The following is a 17,734-nucleotide window of genomic DNA, read 5'->3' on the forward strand; positions in this document are numbered from 1 at the left end:
CGACATGTCACCGCACCTCTGCCGGCCGCCCGGCGCCCTCGCCCGCCACCCGCAGCCCGATCGCCCGCAGGTGATGCAGCACCGTGGTGTGATCCCGCCCGATGGCGGCCCCGAGCTGATGCAGGCTGATGTCGGGGCGGGCCTCGAGGAGCGCGGCGAGGACGGCGCGCCGCGCCTCGACGAGATCCGTCCCGCGCCCGCGGCCCCTGATGTCCTCGACGCTGACGCCGTGCTCGATCGCGACCCGCGACACGATCCGGCGCGGTGTCCGGGCGACCTGGTCGGGATCGAGCACCTGGTAGACGACGGCGTCGTCCTGCAGGCGGATGCCGGCCGGGCTCGCGTCGAACGCGGCTCTCGCCGTGCGGCGCTGGTGGGCGTGGGCCGCCTCGGCTTGGCGGCGGCAGGCCGCGCGGTAGCGTTCGGCCATCTCCTGGCGGGTGCGGGGTTCGGGCTGCATCGCTCAGCCCTCCCGCTTCGCCGGACGCCGACCGCCGCGGGCCTCGTCGATCGCGTCGTTGCCCGGGAAGTCGTCGGCGGCGCTCGTGTCAGGCTCGTCCACCGGGTCGCCAGCGTCGGCGCCGGCATCCGCCTCGCGGGCTTCCTGCCCGACTCCGTTCCCATTCGCAGGCTGGTGTTCGATCTGGTCGGCCAGCGGGTTCACCACGGGCTGGAACGGTCGATCGCCCTGCCCGCGGCGTCCGAAGTCGTAGAGGTCGTCGTCGCGCCGAATCAGGTCGTCCATGTCGGTCGACATCGGCAGGCGCTTCGAGAGGCGGCGCAGCACCGTCTTGCGCGCCATCTCCTCCCACCACGTGACCCAGGGCCCATCATTCGCGGCCCGGCTGACCTTCCGGACCTTCTCGACCTCCTCGAGGCTCATCACCTCGCGGTAGATCCCGCCGTCCTTCGTTCGGGCGATGGCGTACACCGCCCGTGCGGCGCCGCGCGGCCCGTCCAGTTTCGGCTCGTGCTCGATACGCTCCTCGTCGCCGAGCACGTAGGCGAACCGATCGTTCTCATAGACGACGTGCGCCGCGACGCTGATGAGCTCGCCGCTGTTGCGCACCTTCTTCAGGATGCCGGCGATCATCGGCATCCACTGGACGCGGTTCTTGAAGATGACGAGCGCGCCCTCACGCTTGTCCGGCAGAAGACCGTCCTGCGCTGCCTTCATGGCGGCCTCGAACAGCGATTTCCGGTCGGCCTCCAGGAGTGCCGCGTCGCCCTGGACGGCGGTCAGCACGACGCGAACGAAGCGCTCGGCCGGAATGTGCGGCGGCAGGGCGGCGGCGATCTCGCCGCTCATCCGCTGAAAGTCGCCGCGGAACGCGATCGCGGCCTGCTGACGTTGCTGTGCAACGGTGAGCTGCTGTCCCATGGGATCTCCGATTGTCAGCGGGTGGCGCCCCACCACCGGGGCAGGTCGTCGATCGCGATCTCGGCGAGCGGCGCGTGGTCGATCCACGGCCGCTCCAGGCCGTGCGCGCGGCGGCCGCAGACGAAGTTCCAGAGCGCCGCCTCGACGGTCTTCTCGGCGATCGCCAGCACCTCGTTGCCGGGCGACAGCGTGACGCCCCAGGTCAGCGGGGCATCGCCCGTCGACCAGAAGACGAAGACGAAGGCGTAGGCCGGCGCGGCGGCGACCCGGGCGAGCCAAGCCGGATCGTGGTCGCCGTGCACGCGGCCATCGGCGACGAGGCGCGCCAGCAGCGCGCGGCCCTGCAGGTAGGCCGCGGCCTGGACCGGGTAGCCGAACTCGGCCATCGCCCGCAGGCAGTTCGCCTCGAAGGAGGTCGGGCGGCTCGGCCGCGTGCTCTTGAGGTCGACCACGGCCCGCGGCTTCAGGTAGTCGAATCGCGCCTTCCGGCGGACCGGCTCGCCGTCGACGGCGTCGGTCCAAAACACCGACACCTCGGAGGCGCCCCCGGTGAAGGATGCGGCGAGGTGCGGGTTGGCCAGGACGGCGCCGGCGGCGCGCTGGATCCGGTCGAAGTCCTCGGCCTTCAGGATCAGCCGGCCCGCGTCCGCGGCGGCGGCCTGGATCAAGTCCAGCACCGGCGGCATCGGCAGCGGATCGCGGCAGAGCTCCTGCAGCAGCGCGATCCGGTCCGCCTTGCCGCGCGGCGGCTTCGTCACGCCGAGTTCGGCGGTCAGGTAGTCGGCAATCTCCTCGCTCGTGCGCAGGACGTCGCCGGTCGTCTCGCGCTCGAACGCCGCCGCGAACGACTGCTGCCCCTCTAGCACCAGCTTGTGAACGGCCCGGCCGATCACCTGCGACGGCGTCGACTCCTCGGCCGGCCGGTTGGGGTTGTGGACCGAGCCGAACCAGTAGTCGGCGGGCTCGGCTGCCAAGCGCTTCAGGTCGGATGAGCCCAGCGCGGGGTCGGCGTGGTAGCGCGCCTCGTCGAGGCCGAAGTAGATGCCATCCTCGATCAGGACGGCCGGTGGCGCAGCGGCGACGCTGTCGGGCAGCAGCATCGCCGTCACTCCGCCGCCAGCGCGCCGGCCTCGGCCGGCTCCGCCGTCTCGCCGGGCCGCGGCGCGTTGGCCTCGGCCTGGGCCGCGGTGCGGGTGCGGATCAGGTCGGCAACGGGCTGGACAGGATCCAGATCGTCTCCCGCCGGCCCCCACCGCACCCACGCATCATCGCCGTCGATGGCCCGCACGAAGCCGCAGCCATGGCGTGGCAGTTGCCGAACAATCACCTCGTCGCCCACGGCCAGCGCCGTTTCCGCGAGTTCTGCACTCTCTCGTGTCACGAAGAGGTCGGTAAACGCGTCCGTCGTAGCGAAGATCTGGGCGGAGCGACCATCCATGCCGGCATGCCGGACCACCGCCCGCACCAAGATCACGTCGCCCTTCACCAGGGCCATGTCGTCGGGAATCGGCATCGCTTACTCCGCAGCGGTTCGGCGGAACCGCGCGCCCTCGGCGCTCACGGCTTCCAGGTGGTCGGGGTTGAGGGGCGCCTCAGCGGGCGGATCGGGCTCGCCAGCGGCCTCGTTGATGAGCCGGCAGACGGCGAGCGCCAGGGCATGGTCCTCGCCCGGATTGGCGGCCGCTGTCGGCAGGACGAGCAGCCTGGGGCGCCCCAGGGCGTCGACGATCTGCCGACCACTCGCGGTGAGCGGCCACCAAGGCGTCGGGGCGTCGAGACGGGCGAGGGTGGCCGCGGCTGCGGCTTGGGCGGCGGTCGTCACGCGACACCTCCTGCCGCCCGCGCCGCAGCATCGATCTCCGGCAGCACGAGGCTCGCCGCGCGCAGCAGCGGCCCGCGGACGGCCCGGGCGAGGTCGGGATCGGCGGCGGCGATGATCCGGTAGGTCTCGCCGATCGCCTGGGCGACGGCGGCCATGGTGGCGCGGTGGGCCGCGGCCTCGTCGGCGCGCCGGGCATGAGCCGCCTGGCGCTGGCTCTCGAACCGCGCGTAGGCGGTGATGACGACGGGGTCGACCGGGCGGCGCGTGGCGAGAGAGACGATGGAGGCGGTCACAGCCGGCCCTCCACCTGCAGCCGGTACTCCTCCCGGCCCCAGGCTAGGAAATCGGGCCCGTCGCTGCGCCGCTCTTTCGGCGCGCACGGCGGCACACCATGGCGCCGGGCCGCGTCCCGCAGGCTCGCCGGCAGGTCGTCGCGCTCGTCGTCGAGGTCGATCAGGTCGACGGCCTTGCCGAGCACCGGGCCGGTCATGGTGCGGGCGACGGGCGCATCCGGGTCGGTGAGGTCCATCTCGTAGACCTCGACCAGCGTCGCGTAGGGCCGCTCGTCGGCGATGAGCCATGCGGCGATCGCCGGCAGGCCGTTGCCGATCGCGGTCTCCTCGATCCAGCGGTGGCCGTGGGCGTCGCGGAAATGCGCGAGGTAGGTGAGGGGAGCGGCGCTCACAGCGGCCACCGCACGAACCGGATGGCCAGGGAGATGGCCGCGACGGCGTATCCGAGGCCGGCGACGATGCCGGCGGCCACGGTGGTGATCAGGAGCCAGTCGGGGCGGTGATCATCGTTGGCCGCGGCGGGGGCGGCGGCCGAGTGGATCAGAAGGGTGCGCGGCGCGCGGCCGTAGACGGCGACGAGGTCGGGGCGGGGGCGGGTGAGCATGTCGGGCCATCCGTGGTGGATGTGCCCAACGTGCCCATAAAGGGCACGAGCGTCAAGCCCATACTGGGCACATTCTGCGGCGCCTGTTCAGCGCAACTCCGGCAACCGGATGTGCCCACGAAAAAGCCCCGCGCGAGGGCGGGGCTGTGACGCTCGGCGTGGTTTACGCGACTCAGTGTTGCCTGTGCGACAATGGGGCGAGACCGACGTCAGTGAGAGAGACGGTAGCTCTCGATGCCGTCGCTCGCACCAATGACGATACTTCCAGTGTCTGAAAGGATGCGTCGCAGCGCAGGCTCTGTCTTACCGTAGTCGGCGAGGACGGCGGTCACGGCTGGCGGCGACACGAGAGCGAGGGTGTCAGCAATCTTGATGTTCGCCGTCGCGATGGCCGCAAATGCCGGGGCCACGAAGGTAAACAGACGCAGATTACCATTGTCTTGTGCCGATGCGTCATAGTCCCAAGGTCGCCCCGTTCCGCCTCTAATCGTGACGTCAAAAACGATGGAGCTGCCAAAAGCTGCGCGAAGACGTTCATCGAACAGCTCGCGAGATTTCTTACTCTTGAATTGGTCAAGAGCTTGGGCCATCCGGTCCGCTGCACGCGCCGTCGCGTTGGCCACAGCAGTCACAACCGAGGTCAGGCGGTCGCGATCGGCGACATCGGCGAAGAAGGTGCGCTCCTCGAACGCGATGCCGGCGCGCTCCGCCACGGAGGCCGCGATCCTGCTGTAGGTGGCTAATCCGCCCATCATGTCGGCTAGGTGCGCTCCAGCTCCGTTGTCTGAGACGTGGAATCCGGCCGGATGTTCGTCAATCCGAACAAGCACGCCGCTCCCGTTTGGATACAGCAGCGGTGTGGCGACATACGCCGAATGCCCTCGCACCCGCGAGTAGCTGAGGGAGCGAGCGATTTCCTGGCCTATCTCTTTGAGATCGCTTGTCTGAGTCATATCATCGCCCTCGACCAAGGCGGAGGCTCCAACCCAATCATGTCTGGGCATCGCCACAGGTCGGAGCAGAGGTCACAGTACGATAAAAAGTCGGTCGGCGCACGTGGCAGATCGACCATCACGGCCGGTCGGTTCTGGGCGAAGACGCCCAACCCGCGATCCATGTTGAGGTCGAAAGGCATGAACCTGTCGAACAAGCGCAGGCCGGCGTGAGGGGCAGGTGCATCAGGTGGATTGTCGTGGTGATGCAGCGGCCGCCACTCAATCGGCAGGAGCCGCAGGTGCTTCGCGAGTCCGAGGCCTCGCACTTCTAAATGCCCGTAGACGTCCTCCTCCCAAACGTCGGCCGGCGTGACCAGGCGCAAAGTGACGGCGCGTAGAACGCCAGCAACGCGCAGCGCCACCGTCAACTGCAGCCGCTCGCCATCCCTGTATGGCACGCGCTCCCATTTTGGTGCGGAGTCGAATGTCTTCTTCGCCTCCACGACGAAGGCCAGGCGGTCCAGGATCCGCTGCTGATGTTCGCTGTTCATCTCAGCGACAGCGCCTACTCCGCCGCCTCACCCGCGATTCGCTTCGGCCCAATCCAGTCACTCCGTTGTCAGGCGGCCGAGATAGCGGCCCGTGATGGTGATCTCGTCGAGCGTGCGATCTTCAGGCGTGTGCTTCGGGTTGTCGGAGATGAGCCGCACCTTCACGGGGTCCTGGCCCCGCGCCGTCGAGATCTCCAGCCGCTTCAAGATCACACCGCCGAGCGCGTCGGCGAGCGCATAGATCCCGGGCGGGGACGGCACGCGGTGACCGACGTCGACGAACACGATGTCGCCGTCGAGGATCTTGGGTGACATCGAATCGCCGATCGCCTCGAAGCACCGCACCCGGTGCGCCGGCACGCGGAAGCGCCCTCGCACGACCTCGGCTGGCAGGCGCCACCAGTCCTTGATGCCTTCTGCGCCGTAGGTGTTGCCGTCCGCCGCGAGCAGATCGGTGACGTGGGTGATGCCGCCCGGCCCCATGCCGATCGCCACATCCGCCTGCAGGATCGCGTCCTTGGGCAACTCGCCGACATCGCGCCCAAGCGCGCCCTCGACCATCCGGGGGTTGTGGACTTCGGAGGCGACGTCGTCGGGGTCGAAGCTGGCAATGATCGACCTTCGCTCATGGGGCTTAGCCGTCACGATCTCTCCAGCGTCGACACCGAATGCCGCTGCTGCACGATCAATCCACACGTTCGACAGCCGGCGGGCGCCGGACTCCAGCTTGGCGAGCTGGTTCCGTGTCGTCCCCATCATGTCGGCCGCAGCTTCCTGAGAAAGCCCGCGCGCCTCTCGAAGAGCTTTGAGGTTGTTCGCCACGACCCGCAACATGATGAAACGTGCCCGTTTTGGGCAGAGCACAAGATGGGCACGAGCGGTCTGGACATCGTGCCCATGATGGGCATATGATGTGCCCATGAAGCTCGCCGCCTACATGGAAGCCGAGGGCCTGGACGACGCCGCTATGGCGGCGCGCATCGGCCCCGACGTGTCGTCCTGGGCCGTCCGGAAGTGGCGGTACGGGCAGCGCATGCCCCGTCTTGCGATGCAGCGGCGCATCTCCGCTGTCACGGGCGGTCAGGTCACCGCGCAGGACCACTTCGACGCAGCGGCATCTGGCTGCGCAGTGACCGAAGCGGATACGCGCGCGACGACGGGGGCCGCGGCGTGACGCGCCCCGCCCAGACCATTGGCCCGGTGCGCCTCGCCTGGGCGGGCCACACCGCCGTGCTGTCGATCTCGGAGGCGGGGCCTTTTGCCGTCGCCTCGCTCGACCCGCAGACGCGCGCCGCTCTGCAGGCGGCGCTCGGCCAGGAGCCGGGCCCGCCCGCGGTCCCCGTTCCGGCCCATCCTCGGCCACCCCGCGGGATGTCGGTGATCCTGGCGCCGGGTGAGCGCCGGAACGTCGTCGAGACCGTGAAGCGCCGTCTCTCCGGGCACGGCGACGTGCTCACGTCCCGCGAGGAGGCCTGAGATGCGGATGTCGGACCTGCCCGTCATCGTCGCCACTCACCTTGCTGTGCTCGCGGCCGTGGGCTGGGTGGTGATCCTGGCCGGCCCGGGCGTCGTGCGAGCGCCCAACGCGGTGACCGGGCCGGGCGTGGCGCTCGTGCGGGTGGGGCCATGAGCATGGCGCCCGCCCTGACGCTTCTCGCGTTCTGGCTGGCCATCGACGCCGCCTTCCTGGCGGTCGTCGCTGACCGGCCGTGGATCGGGCGCGCCAGCGCGCGCATCGCCGGAACCGCCTCGGGCGGATTCCTGGCGGTCGCCGTCATCCTCTTCGCGGCCGGGAGGCTCGCATGAGCCCCGCCGCCACCTCTCGCGCCGGCACGTCCGGTGCTCCGAGGCACGCCCAGCAGCGTGCAGGTTCCTCCCTGACTGACCCTCCCCCTCCTATGGGGGAGGGTGCTTTCTGGCGCCGAGGTTCCCGACGTGCCGCGATCAGCGGCGCGTGCGCCCGCGCGGCCGGATTTCGGCCGGTTGGCGGAACGAGTAGCCGACCCGAACGGGCGTGGGCCCGCAATGCGCCGGGTATCGGTGAGGGCGGCGTCGCCGCTCAAGGGTACAGTGCTGCCGCCGAGGCCCCGCAGGATTCCGGCAGCCGGATTGGCAGACGAAACGGGCGAGTAGGGCGGGACGAAGCCGGCGCATCGGCCGAGCCTACCCGAAACCCCGGCCGCAAATTCCAACATGCCGCGACCAGCGGTGTGTGCGCCCGCGCCGTGTCCCAGCGCAACCCTCGCTTCGGCGCGGGCGCTTCCTTTCTGCGTGACCGCCGAGAGCCGGCAAGCATTCGCGGTCGCGCCTGTGTCTCTGCGTACTCCGTCCTTGAACCGGCGAGGCGCTGAGATGTCGTTCGCCCCCACCATGACGCTGCGCTCCTTTCCCGAAGATCACGACCTGATGCCCTCAGCATCGGAGATCGTGATGGGAAAGTCAGGGCACGCCCTGCGAAGGGTTGAACATGTCGATGCCCGAACATTAGCGGAACGGATCTCGTCTTTCCTGCGGCTGCGTCACCCGGCGAAGACCGCGGCGCACGTCGAGGCGGAGACCGGTATCCCCTCCGCGACGGTTCGGAAATGGCTGGAACAGGGCAACGCGCCGAGCGGCGCCCATTACGACGCCCTGGTGGTGGTGTACGGCGCACCGATGCTCTGCGCGGTGAGGCCGCACGACCGCGACGCGTGGTGGCATCGGGCCGCTCGCGCCGAGCACCAAGCGGCGCTTGAGGCGCGGGCCGAGGCCATCAAGGCGCAACTCGCCCATCTGCGGGGGCGGCGCTGATGAACCGGATCCTCCTCGCGGTCGCGTCCGCGCTGCGCTTCCTGGCCGAGCGCCTTCTCGTGGTCGGGTCGTGGGCCTCGCCGGTGCTGGCCGCTGCGGCGTGGTGCGAACGTCGCGTCTGGCGGGGCCGCTTCATTGCGCCGGAGACCGGCAAGCCGGCGCCGACAGACGGGCGGACCGGAGGTTCGCGATGAGCGATGTCCAGGCGATCGGCGGCGGCATCGAATGCAACGGCGACGGGCTGCGGCTGGTGGTCGAGCCCCAGCCGGATGGCTTCGTGATGCTCACCGTGTCGCTGCCCCACGTCGCGGCCTCGTGGCGCCTGCCGGCCTGGGCGGTCGAGCACCTGGAGCAGCAATGCGCGCGGGCGCGGGCCGAGGCGGCGGCGCTGATCGAGGCAGGGACGCCCCTGCGCGGCAGGGAGGGTTGAGCATGGCCGGCGCCGGCGCCCTCTACGACGCGACCAAGGCGGCGGTGCTGCGCGACCTGCAGGACATGCAGCGTCGTCACGGCGCGGCCTATGCCGGCGTCGCCTGCGAGGCAGCGCTCGCCGCGCTGGTCGAGTTCCTGCGCGAGACGCAGGGGCCGGAAGCCTCCTTCAACGTCCTTTCGCGCCACGCCGACGAGGCCAGCAAGCCCGTCCTGGCCGCGCGCCTCGACCCCAACCCGCAGCACTAGGAGGCAGACGATGGCGGCGGCACAGCACGGCAACGGACCGAATCCGGAGCGCACCCGCGAATGCGTCGAACGCATCGAGGCGATCGCCGACCGGAAGGAGGCGGCGCACATGGAGTACATGCGCCAATGCTCCGTGTTCGCCGAGGAGACCAAGGCGGTCTACGACGAGGCCAAGAAGGCCTGGGGCCTGAACCGCCGCTCGCTGAAGGCCGTGATCAAGACCCGCGCCATGGAGCGCAAGCTCGAGGCGCTGCGCGACGATCTCGAGGGCGAGGAGCAGGAGACCTTCGACCAGATCCGTCACGCGCTCGGCGACCTCGCCGACACGCCGCTTGGTCAGACCGTGCTGCCGGCCGACGACGGCGCCGAGGAGGACGTCCGCTCACCCGCGCAGAAGCGGCGCGAGAAGGCGCGCCAGGACCGCGACGCCGCGCTCGACGCCGTCTCGGCCGACAACGCGGCCCGCATTACGGCCGGCATCAGCAAGCTGAACTGACCGGCGCACGCGTGAGCTATTCCGGCATCATCATGGCGCTTGATCTCGCCAGCACGACCGGCGTCGGCGAGGGCCGGCCGGGCGAGACGCCCCGCCTCTACGACGTCGCGCTCCGGAAGGAGGGCGACGACTACGAGGACACGTGGGGCCGCGCCGTGGGCTGGATTGCGGACCGGCTCTACGTCGAGCGAGAGGCTGTGGAGGCCGGCGAGTTCCGCATCGTGGTCGAGGCGCCGATCATGACCGGCGTCGGCGGCCGGACCAACGCCGACGCGCTTCTGGTCACGAAGGGCCTCTGGTCCTGCATCACCGGGTTCGCCCGGGCCCGCCGCGTGATGGTGCGCCGCGTCGCGGTCTCGACCGTGCGGGCGGCCTTCCTCGGCAACGGACAGCTTCCGGGCGACGCCGCCAAGCGCCAGGCGCGCGCGACCTGCCGCGCGCTCGGCTGGGAGCCCTCGAACCTCGACGCAGCCGACGCCGGCGCGCTGTGGTGGTGGGGCTGCAATCTCTGGGCGCCTGGCAAGGCGCCTTCGGTGGATCCGCTGTGGCTGAAGCGGGGTGCCGCATGACCTGGGCGCTCATTCACCAGGGCGCCATCGTCGCCCGCGGCACCTACCAGCAGATGCTCGACCTCGCCGAGGAGTGGCAGGTTCTCGCGCGGTCCTGGCACCTCGACGGCACCGAGTTCGCGCCGCGGTGGCTCGACCGCGATTACCGGATGGCGCCTCTCGCTGCCGCGGCCGCGCGCGGGAGGGCGGCATGACGTGGCCGTTCGACCCGCTCCCGCCCCTGTCGTTCGGACTGCTGATGGTCGATCCGCCCTGGGCGTATGACCTTTGGTCTGTGAAGGGCATGAAGAAGTCAGCCATGGCGCAGTACGCGTGCATGTCCGACGAGGCCATCTGCGCCCTCCCGGTTGGCCACCTCGCACGCGGAGACGCGGTCCTATGGCTCTGGGCGACCGGGCCGAAGCTCGACGTGGCGTTCCGCGTCATGGCGGCCTGGGGCTTCAATTACCGGACATTCGGGACCTGGGACAAGCAGCGCTGGGGAACCGGCTACATCATGCGGTCGGTCGCCGAGCCCTTCTTGATCGGAACGATGGGCCGGCCGACGTTCGACGGCCGCAGCATCCCCAACATCATCCGCGGCGGCGCGCGCGAGCACAGCCGCAAGCCCGAACAGGCCTTCGCGATCGCCGAAAGGCTCGTTCCGGACGCCTACCGTTGCGAGCTGTTCAGCCGCCAGTCCCGCGCGGGCTGGGCGACCTGGGGCGCCGAGTCCGGGCTGTTCGACAGCACTCCCGCTCTCATGGCCGCGGAATGATCGCCATGGCCGATCGCGACGACTTCGCCGTGCACATGGAGGCGGTGGCCCGCCTGATCCTTGGCGAGCCCAACGCGCGCCTGTCCTCCGGGACCGAGCTTCGCTTCGGTTCGCACGGATCGGTCTCCGTCGACCTGCAGAAGGGCACCTTCTTCGATCACGAGGCGACCGAGGGCGGCGGCGTCCTGAAGCTGATCGAGACGCGGCTCGGCCTGAAGAACGGCGGCGCCGTGGAGTGGATGCGCGACCACGGCATCGACATGCCCGACCGGGCGTCCCTGTCATCGCCGGCAGCGGTGCCCCAGCGCTCGCGGATCGTCGCCACCTACGACTACCAGGACGAGACCGGCGCGCTGGGCTTCCAGGTCGTCCGGATGGAGCCCAAGACCTTCCGGCAGCGGCGGCGGCCGGGGCCGGGCGACGATCCCTCGACGATCCGCGACGGCTGGGTCTGGTCGGTCAAGGGCGTCCGGCTGCTGCCCTACCGGCTGCCCGAGCTCGCCGAGGCGATCGCGCTGGAGCGCGTCGTGTTCATCGTGGAGGGCGAGAAGGACGTCGACGCGCTGGCATTGCGCGGCATCCCGGCGACCTGCAACCCGATGGGTGCGGGCAAGTGGGCCGACGATCTCAACGAGCACTTCGTCGGCGCGGACGTGGTGATCGTGCCGGACAACGACGACGCCGGCGCCAAGCATCGCGACCTCGTCGCGGGCAAGCTCGCCGGCGTCGCGGCTCGCGTCCGGTCTCTGGATTTGCCCGGACTCGGTCCGAAGGGCGATATCTCGGACTGGCTCGACGCCGGCGGCTCGGCGGAAGAACTCTATCACCTGGTCGAGACGGCCGCGCTTCGCCCGGGCGAAGCGCCGTTCAGGTCCCGCTACGGCGCCCTGTGGCTGGACGAGATTCCGGGCCGGGTCAGTACGGCGCCATGGATCGTCAAGGGACTGATCCCGGCGCGCGGCTTCGGCGCTTTCGTCGGGCAGCCCGGTTGCGGCAAGAGCTTCCTGGCGCTCGACCTCGCCTTCAGCGTCGCCGTCCTGGCGCGGACCGAGGGCGAGGACGCCCGGTGGTTCGGGCGGCGCGTCCACCCGATTGGCGTGGCCTACATCGCTGCCGAGGGCCAGACGGGCTTCGTAAAGCGGGTCGAGGCGCTGCTGAAACGCTATCGCGTCGACAACCTCGCCGAGCACCCCTTCGTCCTGATCCCGAGCAGCGTCGATCTCCGGTCCGACGACGGCGACACAGCCCCCCTCTGCGCCGAGCTCCAGGCGCTCGACCGCAGGATGCAGGAGCGCAGCGGTCTTCGCCTTGGCCTCGTGTTCGTCGACACCCTGAATCGGGTGCTGGCCGGGGGCGACGAGAACGCCCCCGAGGACATGGGAGCGCTGATCCGGAACTGCTCGCGCCTTCAGGCGGCGGTCGGCGGCGCCACCATCGTGCCCGTCCACCACATGAACGCGAGCGGCACGCGCGAGCGCGGCCACTCCTCGCTCCGCGGCGCTCTGGATTTCATGATCGAGGTCGAGCGGTTCGAGGACGGCGGCAACCGCTGGAAGGTCGCCAAGCAGAAGGACGAGGAGGACGGTCAGACCTTCGGCTTCTCGCTCCGCAGCCAAGTCATCGGCTTAGATGGCGATGGCGACGCGATCACCAGCTGCCTCGTCGAGCCGGTCGAGCAGAAGTTCTCGAGCGCGGCTAGGCCCTCTCGCAAGCTGCCGCCCCAGGCGCTGAACGCCTACAACATCCTGTTTCACCACTGCGACGAGCGCGGCGAGCGCCGTTTCGTTGCGGGCCACACCCGGGCCTGCACGACGCTGGAGGCCTGGCAGCGGGAATGCGCGCGCCAGAACCTCGTCGCGCCCGGCAGCACCGACGACGCCCTCCGCAAGGCCTTCCAGCGGGCCATGGACACGTTGCGGGCCGAGCGCCGCATCGGCGTCGAGGGTGATGTCGTGTGGCCGATCCTGAGGAGGGCCGACAGCAGCTGACGACCCCGTCGCACGCCGGACAAGGCCCGGACAAAACCCGGACAGGATCGGACAAGAGGACGTGCACCGCACCGACCCTCCCCGTGCCCTCAAACCGGGTTCTGTCCAAACTCTGTCCGGAAATGTCCGAAGCGAAATCAAGGACTTAGCCGTGAAACGGGACCCGCCGGACAGAGCGTTTGTCCGAAACTTGTCCGGTCTTGTCCGGCCTCGCGCGCACGCGGGGAGTAATACTCCTCGGGTAGTAAACAGGGCCTTCGGCCCTGTGTTTACTACCCTCGTAAGGTTCAGGGTGTAGTTAGGAGGTTCAGGGTGGTAGAACTGGTCAAGCACATCCGAGACGAGGCGTTCGGCGATACGACGGGACAACGCCTGGGAGGCGCCGTCCCTTCGGCGAGCGGACAGCCGCTTGTCCGGACCGCTGTCCGCCCGAACCGCCATCGCGTCCCCGAGCCGGGCAGCGGATCGTCCGCCGCCTGACCCCGAACCCCGCCCCGCGGGCCAACCCCGGCCACAGCGCCGCCATCAGGAGCACCCCGATGCCCGACACCGAGACCCGAGACCTCGTCGCCCTGACCGCGCAGACGGTCGCCGCCTACGTCGCGCACAACGCGATCCGGCCTGCCGACTTGGCCGGGCTGATCGCCGAGACGCACGCCGCGCTGGTAGCCCTCACGGCGCCGCCCGCACCGGCCGCCGAGCCGCTCGTCCCGCCGGTCCCGATCCGCAAGACCGTCACCCCGGACGCGATCGTCAGCCTTGAGGATGGCCGCCCCTACAAGTCGCTGAAACGGCACCTGGCCTCGCGTGGCCTGACGCCGGAGGCCTACCGGCGGAAGTGGGGCCTGCCGCCGGACTATCCGATGGTCGCGGAGACCTACGCCGCCCAGCGCAGCGAGCTCGCCAAGGCCTCGGGGCTCGGGGCGAGCCGGAAGCGGCCGCAGCTGGTCGGTGGCACCGAGGCGGCCTGACGAACCCGGCCGGCGCTTCGGCGCCGGCTCCTGCCACCCATCGGGGCGCGAGATGAGCCGCAAGCGTGGAAACCGGAAGCGCCGCCTGACCGAGGAGCATCGCATGATCGACCAAGCCAAGACCTGGTTCGTGGTGCAGGTGGGCCCGGCCCGGGAGCGGCGAGTGTGCGAATTGCTCGCCCGCGACGGTGTCGACACGTGGATGCCGATGGAGCGCGTCACGGTGGTCCGCCGCGGCCGCAAGTGCGACCATCAGGAGAAGATCTTCGCGGGCTACATCTTCGCGGGCCTGGACGTCGCGCAGATGGCGACGCGCGGGCCATGGGCACTGCGCGACACAGACCACGTGCTCGGCGTGCTCGGCGTCGACCGGCCGCTGCCCTTCCCGGCTGAGGCACTGCAGACGCTGTCCGACCTGCTCTCGGGCCATACCCGCGATGAGACCGAGGAGGGCCGCCGCAAGGCCGCGGCGGCGAAGATCATGGTCGGCGAGATGCGCCGGATCATCAACGGCCCGTTCATGAGCTTCTTCGCCGAGGTCGAGGAGGTGCTGGCCAACGGCATCGTCAGGGCTGGTGTGCGGATTTTCGGCCGGATCACGCCGGTTGAATTCACACCCGATCAGTTGGATGCGGCTTGACTCGACGGAAGGAGCCTGAATCTATGCGCGACGGACGACCGGAATGTGTGCTGCGCTCCATCGAGGGTGCGCCTGCCGGCCCGGGCGGTGGTGATCCCCGCCTCTTGCTAGGTTTGTGTCCGGAGGGGACCCTCCGACCACCCCTCGACATTTTGCTCGGACATTTTGGCCGCACGCCTCGCAGGTAGGTAAGGGTCTCCACGCGATGCCTGCAGGCCGACTGATCCCCGTGGTCTCCGCGTGGCAGCTGATGGGTGAGGCAAGGCTGCGACGGTCCTTGTTCGGTCGCCTCGTCGTCGAGGTGCGCGAGGGCCGTCGCCGCGGCTACGTGGGGTTCTGGAGCGGCGCTGCCCGGTACGACGAGGCCATCGAAACCCGGTGGCGCGCGGCCACCGTCTACGACATGGCCGGCCTCGACGGCATCGACCCCCTGAGTACGCGGCACAGGCTTCCCGCTGCGACACCCCGGCCCTGGCCCCAAGATCGCCCGGTGAGTCAAACGTAAGTCTCGTCTGAGATCAATGCGGTACATGCCAGATGAAGGGGTAGGGGGGTCTGGTTAAAAACTTCGGCTGCGCGTTCGGGAGCGAGCCGCCACTCAATTCTCGCTGCTGAATCTGAGAAAAAGGCGCATGGTCGCGATCTTCCGCAGACGTGAGCGGCCTGCGACCAGGGTGGTGACGGCGCGCCGGGCCGACCCTCCGCGCGTCCAAGGCTACGATGCACGTTGGGATCGGCGGTCGCGGGCGTTTCGCCGACGCAACCCGTTCTGTGCGCGACACCTCGAGGCCGGGCAGTTCGTGCTTGCGGATGTCGTCGACCACAAGCACCCGGTCTCGGATGGCGGCGCGGTGCACTGCCCCGACGCGGGGCTCTGGTCGCTGTGCACGCCCTGCCACGCCTGGAAGCGCTGGCTGGAGAACTACGCCCGGCAGACCGGGCAGATGGATCGGATCGTGGCGTGGTGCGATGACCCCGCGGTGCGGCCGCGGGAACGGGGCGAGGTGAGGCATGGCGGCGGCGCGCCGTAAGGCGAGCGCGGGGGTGGCGCAGGTCGGCGCAGGCGACGAGCGCGTTCTGGCTCACCCCGCGTTCCGGCAGATCCCCGCCTGCCTGTTCCCGCTGTCGACCGACGAGGCCGGCCGGGAATACGACCGCCTCGCCCGGGTGCTGTTCGACGCCGGCCGGCTGACGCTGGCCCGGCATTCGGCGCTCAGCGCCTACGCGATGCAGTTCGACGCGGTGATCACCGCCACGCACCAAGGCAAGCCGCTGCGGGCGTCGTGGTTCGCCCAGATGGATCGGGCGCGCAGGGAACTCGACCTTGATGGCATCGACAAGCCGATCGCGGCCCCCGCGAGCGCGCCGCTCAACAAGTTCGCGCGCACAGGTTTCGCGAACCGCCGCTGACTGCATCTTCCGCAGCGTGGAGATCCAAGGTCACGCGTTCCCGGACTACGCGGGCATGGCGGTCTGGTACTGCGAGGAGGTCAAGGCCGGACGAGTGCCGGCCTGCGAGGAGGAGGTCCAGGCCGCGCGCCGCTTCCTCGACATGCGGGCGGCGGCGCTCGCGGGCCGGGCCGAGTTCACGTGGTCGGATGCGCACCTCGCGGACGTCTGCGACTTCATCGAGAAGCTGCCGCACGTCAAGGCGTTCGACGGAACCATCGTGCTGGAGCCCGTGCAGTGCTGGTGGCTCGCCGGCATCTTCGCCTTCCGCGAGAAGCGGACGGGCCTGCGCTGGACGCGCACCGTGCGCATCTGGATCCCGCGCAAGAACACCAAGACCACGCTCTCGACCGGCATCGTGCTCTACTGCTGCAACTTCGAGGGCGAGCGCGGCGCCGAGTGCGTGATCTCGGCCGGGTCTGAGGATCAGGCCCGCATCCCCTACAACGCTATCCGGCAGACGCTGGCGGCCGACGAGGATCTGCGGCAGGCGACCGGCGCCGAGGACACCAAGGACGCCTGCGAGTTCACGCAGACCGGCGGCACGATCAAGCTGGCCCATGCCCGCGCGAAGAACCTCGACGGCCTCAACCCGCATGTCCTGCTGCAGGAGGAGTTGCACGCGCAGGACCAGGCCGTCATCGGCGTGCTCAAGACCGCGCAGGGCTCGCGGCGCGCACCGCTCGACCTCGGCATCTCGACGGCGGGCCGCGACACCAACTCGGCGGCCTACGACGACTGGAAGACCTGCCGGCAGGTGCTGGAGGGCCGCCTGAAGGCGCCGCGGCTGTTCACGGCGATGTACGCGGGCTCGGAGGCCGACCGCGACCGCCGCTTCGATCAGGGCGTCCTGGAAAAGCTCAACCCGATGTGGGGCATCTCGCTCAACCCGACGTCGATCGAGGAGGAGATCTTCGAGGGGCGCAAGAGCGAGGCGAAGCTGCAGGAGTACCTGCGCACGCGCCTCAACATGTGGAGCCGGGCGGCCGGCAACCTGATCAGCGTCGAGGCCTGGGAGCGATGCGGCGACCGGAACCTCAGCCTCGACGCGCTGCGCGGATTTCCGCTCTACGTCGGGATCGACCTTGCGAGTCGCTCCGATCTGAACGCGGCGCAATTCGTGGTGAAGGCAGGTGAGCGGGTCTACGCGGTCGGCCGCTACTGGCTCGGCGAGGGGTGCGAGCGCCTGCGCGACGATCGCTTTGCGGACGCCTTCCTCGGATGGCACCGCGAGGGGTGGCTCACGCTCACGCCGGGGTCGTTCATCGACTACCGCGTGATCCTGCGGGCGATCCTCGCCACGCTGGAGGGCCACACCGTCATCGGGGTGGGCCTCGACGACTACCAAGCCAACCTCATGGCCTCCGAGATCGAGGCGGCCGGCCATCGCGTGTTCCTCGTGCAGAAGAACGCCCGCAACCTCACTGCCGCGACCGAGGACCTCGTCGCCCGCGTCGCGGATCCCGGCCTGCTGCAGCACGATGCCAACCCGATCACGGCGTGGTGCGCCGGCAACGTCGTCGGGCATTGGGACGCCAACGACAACGTGCTGCCGAAGAAGGAGAAGCGGGGGTCGAAGGCCAACATCGACGGCATCGACGCCCTGATCGTCGCCAATGCGATCCGCCTGGATCACGAAGCCGGCACGCTGACCGGTGGCGGCGCCAAGGGGCGCGGCTACGACCCGGCCCGATACCTTGAACGCGGCCTCGCGGGCTTCCCGGCGTGAGGCGCGGCAGCGAGCCCGCGCTGGTCCTGACCGCAGTGCTCTCCGCCTTCCCGATGGGCGTGGCGGCCGGCGGCGCCCTGA

Annotated in this window: 29 protein-coding genes; 18 read left to right on the plus strand and 11 right to left on the minus strand. The window is 70.0% G+C overall.

Features of this window, described 5'->3' with window-relative positions; all coding sequences use genetic code 11:
* Positions 1-7 precede the first annotated feature (7 nt).
* The 11 genes from ACW9J6_RS32475 to ACW9J6_RS32525 all read right to left on the minus strand — a co-directional run bounded on the left by ACW9J6_RS32475 (position 8) and on the right by ACW9J6_RS32525 (position 6,408).
* Positions 8-460 carry a helix-turn-helix domain-containing protein gene (locus tag ACW9J6_RS32475; RefSeq protein ID WP_457120460.1) on the minus strand — a complete coding sequence of 151 codons (453 nt, stop codon included), beginning with the start codon at positions 458-460 and terminating at the stop codon, positions 8-10.
* A 3-nt stretch (positions 461-463) separates the two neighbouring features.
* Complete coding sequence (locus ACW9J6_RS32480; RefSeq protein ID WP_457120461.1) at positions 464-1,381, minus strand: recombinase RecT; 918 nt, start codon at positions 1,379-1,381, stop codon at positions 464-466.
* Positions 1,382-1,395: 14 nt separating this feature from the next.
* A complete protein-coding gene (locus ACW9J6_RS32485; protein WP_457120462.1) occupies positions 1,396-2,481 on the minus strand; it encodes a PD-(D/E)XK nuclease-like domain-containing protein in 1,086 nt (361 codons plus the stop codon).
* 5 nt (positions 2,482-2,486) lie between these two features.
* On the minus strand, positions 2,487-2,894 hold the full coding sequence (locus ACW9J6_RS32490; RefSeq protein WP_457120463.1) for a hypothetical protein: 408 nt from the start codon (positions 2,892-2,894) through the stop codon (positions 2,487-2,489).
* A 3-nt stretch (positions 2,895-2,897) separates the two neighbouring features.
* The gene (locus tag ACW9J6_RS32495) at positions 2,898-3,203 is read right to left on the minus strand and encodes a hypothetical protein (protein WP_457120464.1); all 306 of its coding nucleotides are present in this window, start codon (positions 3,201-3,203) and stop codon (positions 2,898-2,900) included.
* A complete protein-coding gene (locus ACW9J6_RS32500; protein WP_457120465.1) occupies positions 3,200-3,496 on the minus strand; it encodes a hypothetical protein in 297 nt (98 codons plus the stop codon). The genes ACW9J6_RS32495 and ACW9J6_RS32500 overlap by 4 nt, the downstream gene beginning before the upstream one ends.
* The gene (locus ACW9J6_RS32505; protein WP_457120466.1) at positions 3,493-3,888 is read right to left on the minus strand and encodes a hypothetical protein; all 396 of its coding nucleotides are present in this window, start codon (positions 3,886-3,888) and stop codon (positions 3,493-3,495) included. Before ACW9J6_RS32505 ends, ACW9J6_RS32500 begins: the two co-directional genes overlap by 4 nt.
* A complete protein-coding gene (locus ACW9J6_RS32510; RefSeq protein ID WP_457120467.1) occupies positions 3,885-4,100 on the minus strand; it encodes a hypothetical protein in 216 nt (71 codons plus the stop codon). Before ACW9J6_RS32510 ends, ACW9J6_RS32505 begins: the two co-directional genes overlap by 4 nt.
* A 209-nt stretch (positions 4,101-4,309) precedes the next feature.
* The gene (locus ACW9J6_RS32515; protein ID WP_457120468.1) at positions 4,310-5,071 is read right to left on the minus strand and encodes a hypothetical protein; all 762 of its coding nucleotides are present in this window, start codon (positions 5,069-5,071) and stop codon (positions 4,310-4,312) included.
* Positions 5,050-5,586, minus strand: a complete 537-nt coding sequence (locus tag ACW9J6_RS32520; RefSeq protein ID WP_457120469.1) for a hypothetical protein — start codon at positions 5,584-5,586, stop codon at positions 5,050-5,052. Before ACW9J6_RS32520 ends, ACW9J6_RS32515 begins: the two co-directional genes overlap by 22 nt.
* A 57-nt stretch (positions 5,587-5,643) precedes the next feature.
* Positions 5,644-6,408, minus strand: coding sequence for an XRE family transcriptional regulator (locus ACW9J6_RS32525; protein WP_457120470.1), 765 nt, complete (start codon positions 6,406-6,408; stop codon positions 5,644-5,646).
* 97 nt (positions 6,409-6,505) lie between these two features.
* On the opposite strand from ACW9J6_RS32525, the gene ACW9J6_RS32530 reads away from it, so the two are divergent.
* The 18 genes from ACW9J6_RS32530 (at position 6,506) to ACW9J6_RS32615 (ending at position 17,653) form a co-directional block, all read left to right on the plus strand.
* Positions 6,506-6,760, plus strand: coding sequence for a helix-turn-helix domain-containing protein (locus tag ACW9J6_RS32530; protein ID WP_457120471.1), 255 nt, complete (start codon positions 6,506-6,508; stop codon positions 6,758-6,760).
* Positions 6,757-7,062 (plus strand): hypothetical protein, encoded by a 306-nt coding sequence (locus ACW9J6_RS32535; protein WP_457120472.1) that lies wholly within the window; start codon positions 6,757-6,759, stop codon positions 7,060-7,062. The genes ACW9J6_RS32530 and ACW9J6_RS32535 overlap by 4 nt, the downstream gene beginning before the upstream one ends.
* Position 7,063: 1 nt before the next feature.
* Positions 7,064-7,216, plus strand: coding sequence for a hypothetical protein (locus ACW9J6_RS32540; protein ID WP_457120473.1), 153 nt, complete (start codon positions 7,064-7,066; stop codon positions 7,214-7,216).
* Positions 7,217-7,218: 2 nt separating this feature from the next.
* Positions 7,219-7,392, plus strand: coding sequence for a hypothetical protein (locus tag ACW9J6_RS32545; RefSeq protein ID WP_457120474.1), 174 nt, complete (start codon positions 7,219-7,221; stop codon positions 7,390-7,392).
* A gap of 546 nt (positions 7,393-7,938) precedes the next feature.
* A complete protein-coding gene (locus ACW9J6_RS32550; protein WP_457120475.1) occupies positions 7,939-8,376 on the plus strand; it encodes a hypothetical protein in 438 nt (145 codons plus the stop codon).
* Positions 8,376-8,570 (plus strand): hypothetical protein, encoded by a 195-nt coding sequence (locus ACW9J6_RS32555; protein WP_457120476.1) that lies wholly within the window; start codon positions 8,376-8,378, stop codon positions 8,568-8,570. The genes ACW9J6_RS32550 and ACW9J6_RS32555 overlap by 1 nt, the downstream gene beginning before the upstream one ends.
* Complete coding sequence (locus ACW9J6_RS32560; RefSeq protein WP_457120477.1) at positions 8,567-8,806, plus strand: hypothetical protein; 240 nt, start codon at positions 8,567-8,569, stop codon at positions 8,804-8,806. Before ACW9J6_RS32555 ends, ACW9J6_RS32560 begins: the two co-directional genes overlap by 4 nt.
* Positions 8,807-8,808: 2 nt before the next feature.
* Positions 8,809-9,054 carry a hypothetical protein gene (locus ACW9J6_RS32565; protein ID WP_457120478.1) on the plus strand — a complete coding sequence of 82 codons (246 nt, stop codon included), beginning with the start codon at positions 8,809-8,811 and terminating at the stop codon, positions 9,052-9,054.
* 10 nt (positions 9,055-9,064) lie between these two features.
* Positions 9,065-9,550 (plus strand): hypothetical protein, encoded by a 486-nt coding sequence (locus tag ACW9J6_RS32570; protein WP_457120479.1) that lies wholly within the window; start codon positions 9,065-9,067, stop codon positions 9,548-9,550.
* 11 nt (positions 9,551-9,561) lie between these two features.
* Positions 9,562-10,119 carry a hypothetical protein gene (locus ACW9J6_RS32575; protein ID WP_457120480.1) on the plus strand — a complete coding sequence of 186 codons (558 nt, stop codon included), beginning with the start codon at positions 9,562-9,564 and terminating at the stop codon, positions 10,117-10,119.
* The gene (locus ACW9J6_RS32580; RefSeq protein ID WP_457120481.1) at positions 10,116-10,313 is read left to right on the plus strand and encodes a hypothetical protein; all 198 of its coding nucleotides are present in this window, start codon (positions 10,116-10,118) and stop codon (positions 10,311-10,313) included. The genes ACW9J6_RS32575 and ACW9J6_RS32580 overlap by 4 nt, the downstream gene beginning before the upstream one ends.
* Entirely contained in the window at positions 10,310-10,876 is a 567-nt protein-coding gene (locus ACW9J6_RS32585; protein ID WP_457120482.1) for an MT-A70 family methyltransferase, read from the plus strand. The genes ACW9J6_RS32580 and ACW9J6_RS32585 overlap by 4 nt, the downstream gene beginning before the upstream one ends.
* Before the next feature lie 5 nt (positions 10,877-10,881).
* On the plus strand, positions 10,882-12,864 hold the full coding sequence (locus tag ACW9J6_RS32590) for an AAA family ATPase (protein WP_457120483.1): 1,983 nt from the start codon (positions 10,882-10,884) through the stop codon (positions 12,862-12,864).
* Positions 12,865-13,403: 539 nt separating this feature from the next.
* Positions 13,404-13,835, plus strand: coding sequence for a MucR family transcriptional regulator (locus ACW9J6_RS32595; protein WP_457120484.1), 432 nt, complete (start codon positions 13,404-13,406; stop codon positions 13,833-13,835).
* A gap of 103 nt (positions 13,836-13,938) precedes the next feature.
* Positions 13,939-14,475, plus strand: a complete 537-nt coding sequence (nusG, locus tag ACW9J6_RS32600) for a transcription termination/antitermination protein NusG (protein WP_457120485.1) — start codon at positions 13,939-13,941, stop codon at positions 14,473-14,475.
* A gap of 800 nt (positions 14,476-15,275) precedes the next feature.
* Entirely contained in the window at positions 15,276-15,506 is a 231-nt protein-coding gene (locus tag ACW9J6_RS32605; protein WP_457120486.1) for a hypothetical protein, read from the plus strand.
* Entirely contained in the window at positions 15,487-15,885 is a 399-nt protein-coding gene (locus tag ACW9J6_RS32610; protein ID WP_457120487.1) for a hypothetical protein, read from the plus strand. Before ACW9J6_RS32605 ends, ACW9J6_RS32610 begins: the two co-directional genes overlap by 20 nt.
* Positions 15,886-15,901: 16 nt before the next feature.
* On the plus strand, positions 15,902-17,653 hold the full coding sequence (locus ACW9J6_RS32615; protein ID WP_457120488.1) for a terminase large subunit: 1,752 nt from the start codon (positions 15,902-15,904) through the stop codon (positions 17,651-17,653).
* Positions 17,654-17,734 lie beyond the last annotated feature (81 nt).

The organism is Methylobacterium sp. JK268 (genome assembly GCF_054052225.1).

Excerpts from the sequence above, each read along its gene's own strand:
- ACW9J6_RS32555 (WP_457120476.1), top strand. The coding sequence starts at position 8,376 with ATGAACCGGATCCTCCTCGCGGTCGCGTCCGCGCTGCGCTTCCTGGCC.
- ACW9J6_RS32565 (WP_457120478.1), top strand. The coding sequence starts at position 8,809 with ATGGCCGGCGCCGGCGCCCTCTACGACGCGACCAAGGCGGCGGTGCTG.
- ACW9J6_RS32595 (WP_457120484.1), top strand. The coding sequence starts at position 13,404 with ATGCCCGACACCGAGACCCGAGACCTCGTCGCCCTGACCGCGCAGACG.
- ACW9J6_RS32475 (WP_457120460.1), bottom strand. The coding sequence starts at position 460 with ATGCAGCCCGAACCCCGCACCCGCCAGGAGATGGCCGAACGCTACCGC.
- ACW9J6_RS32570 (WP_457120479.1), top strand. The coding sequence starts at position 9,065 with ATGGCGGCGGCACAGCACGGCAACGGACCGAATCCGGAGCGCACCCGC.
- nusG (WP_457120485.1), top strand. The coding sequence starts at position 13,939 with ATGATCGACCAAGCCAAGACCTGGTTCGTGGTGCAGGTGGGCCCGGCC.
- ACW9J6_RS32590 (WP_457120483.1), top strand. The coding sequence starts at position 10,882 with ATGGCCGATCGCGACGACTTCGCCGTGCACATGGAGGCGGTGGCCCGC.
- ACW9J6_RS32585 (WP_457120482.1), top strand. The coding sequence starts at position 10,310 with ATGACGTGGCCGTTCGACCCGCTCCCGCCCCTGTCGTTCGGACTGCTG.
- ACW9J6_RS32550 (WP_457120475.1), top strand. The coding sequence starts at position 7,939 with ATGTCGTTCGCCCCCACCATGACGCTGCGCTCCTTTCCCGAAGATCAC.
- ACW9J6_RS32530 (WP_457120471.1), top strand. The coding sequence starts at position 6,506 with ATGAAGCTCGCCGCCTACATGGAAGCCGAGGGCCTGGACGACGCCGCT.
- ACW9J6_RS32545 (WP_457120474.1), top strand. The coding sequence starts at position 7,219 with ATGGCGCCCGCCCTGACGCTTCTCGCGTTCTGGCTGGCCATCGACGCC.
- ACW9J6_RS32480 (WP_457120461.1), bottom strand. The coding sequence starts at position 1,381 with ATGGGACAGCAGCTCACCGTTGCACAGCAACGTCAGCAGGCCGCGATC.
- ACW9J6_RS32610 (WP_457120487.1), top strand. The coding sequence starts at position 15,487 with ATGGCGGCGGCGCGCCGTAAGGCGAGCGCGGGGGTGGCGCAGGTCGGC.
- ACW9J6_RS32580 (WP_457120481.1), top strand. The coding sequence starts at position 10,116 with ATGACCTGGGCGCTCATTCACCAGGGCGCCATCGTCGCCCGCGGCACC.
- ACW9J6_RS32485 (WP_457120462.1), bottom strand. The coding sequence starts at position 2,481 with ATGCTGCTGCCCGACAGCGTCGCCGCTGCGCCACCGGCCGTCCTGATC.
- ACW9J6_RS32520 (WP_457120469.1), bottom strand. The coding sequence starts at position 5,586 with ATGAACAGCGAACATCAGCAGCGGATCCTGGACCGCCTGGCCTTCGTC.
- ACW9J6_RS32510 (WP_457120467.1), bottom strand. The coding sequence starts at position 4,100 with ATGCTCACCCGCCCCCGCCCCGACCTCGTCGCCGTCTACGGCCGCGCG.
- ACW9J6_RS32490 (WP_457120463.1), bottom strand. The coding sequence starts at position 2,894 with ATGCCGATTCCCGACGACATGGCCCTGGTGAAGGGCGACGTGATCTTG.
- ACW9J6_RS32540 (WP_457120473.1), top strand. The coding sequence starts at position 7,064 with ATGCGGATGTCGGACCTGCCCGTCATCGTCGCCACTCACCTTGCTGTG.
- ACW9J6_RS32560 (WP_457120477.1), top strand. The coding sequence starts at position 8,567 with ATGAGCGATGTCCAGGCGATCGGCGGCGGCATCGAATGCAACGGCGAC.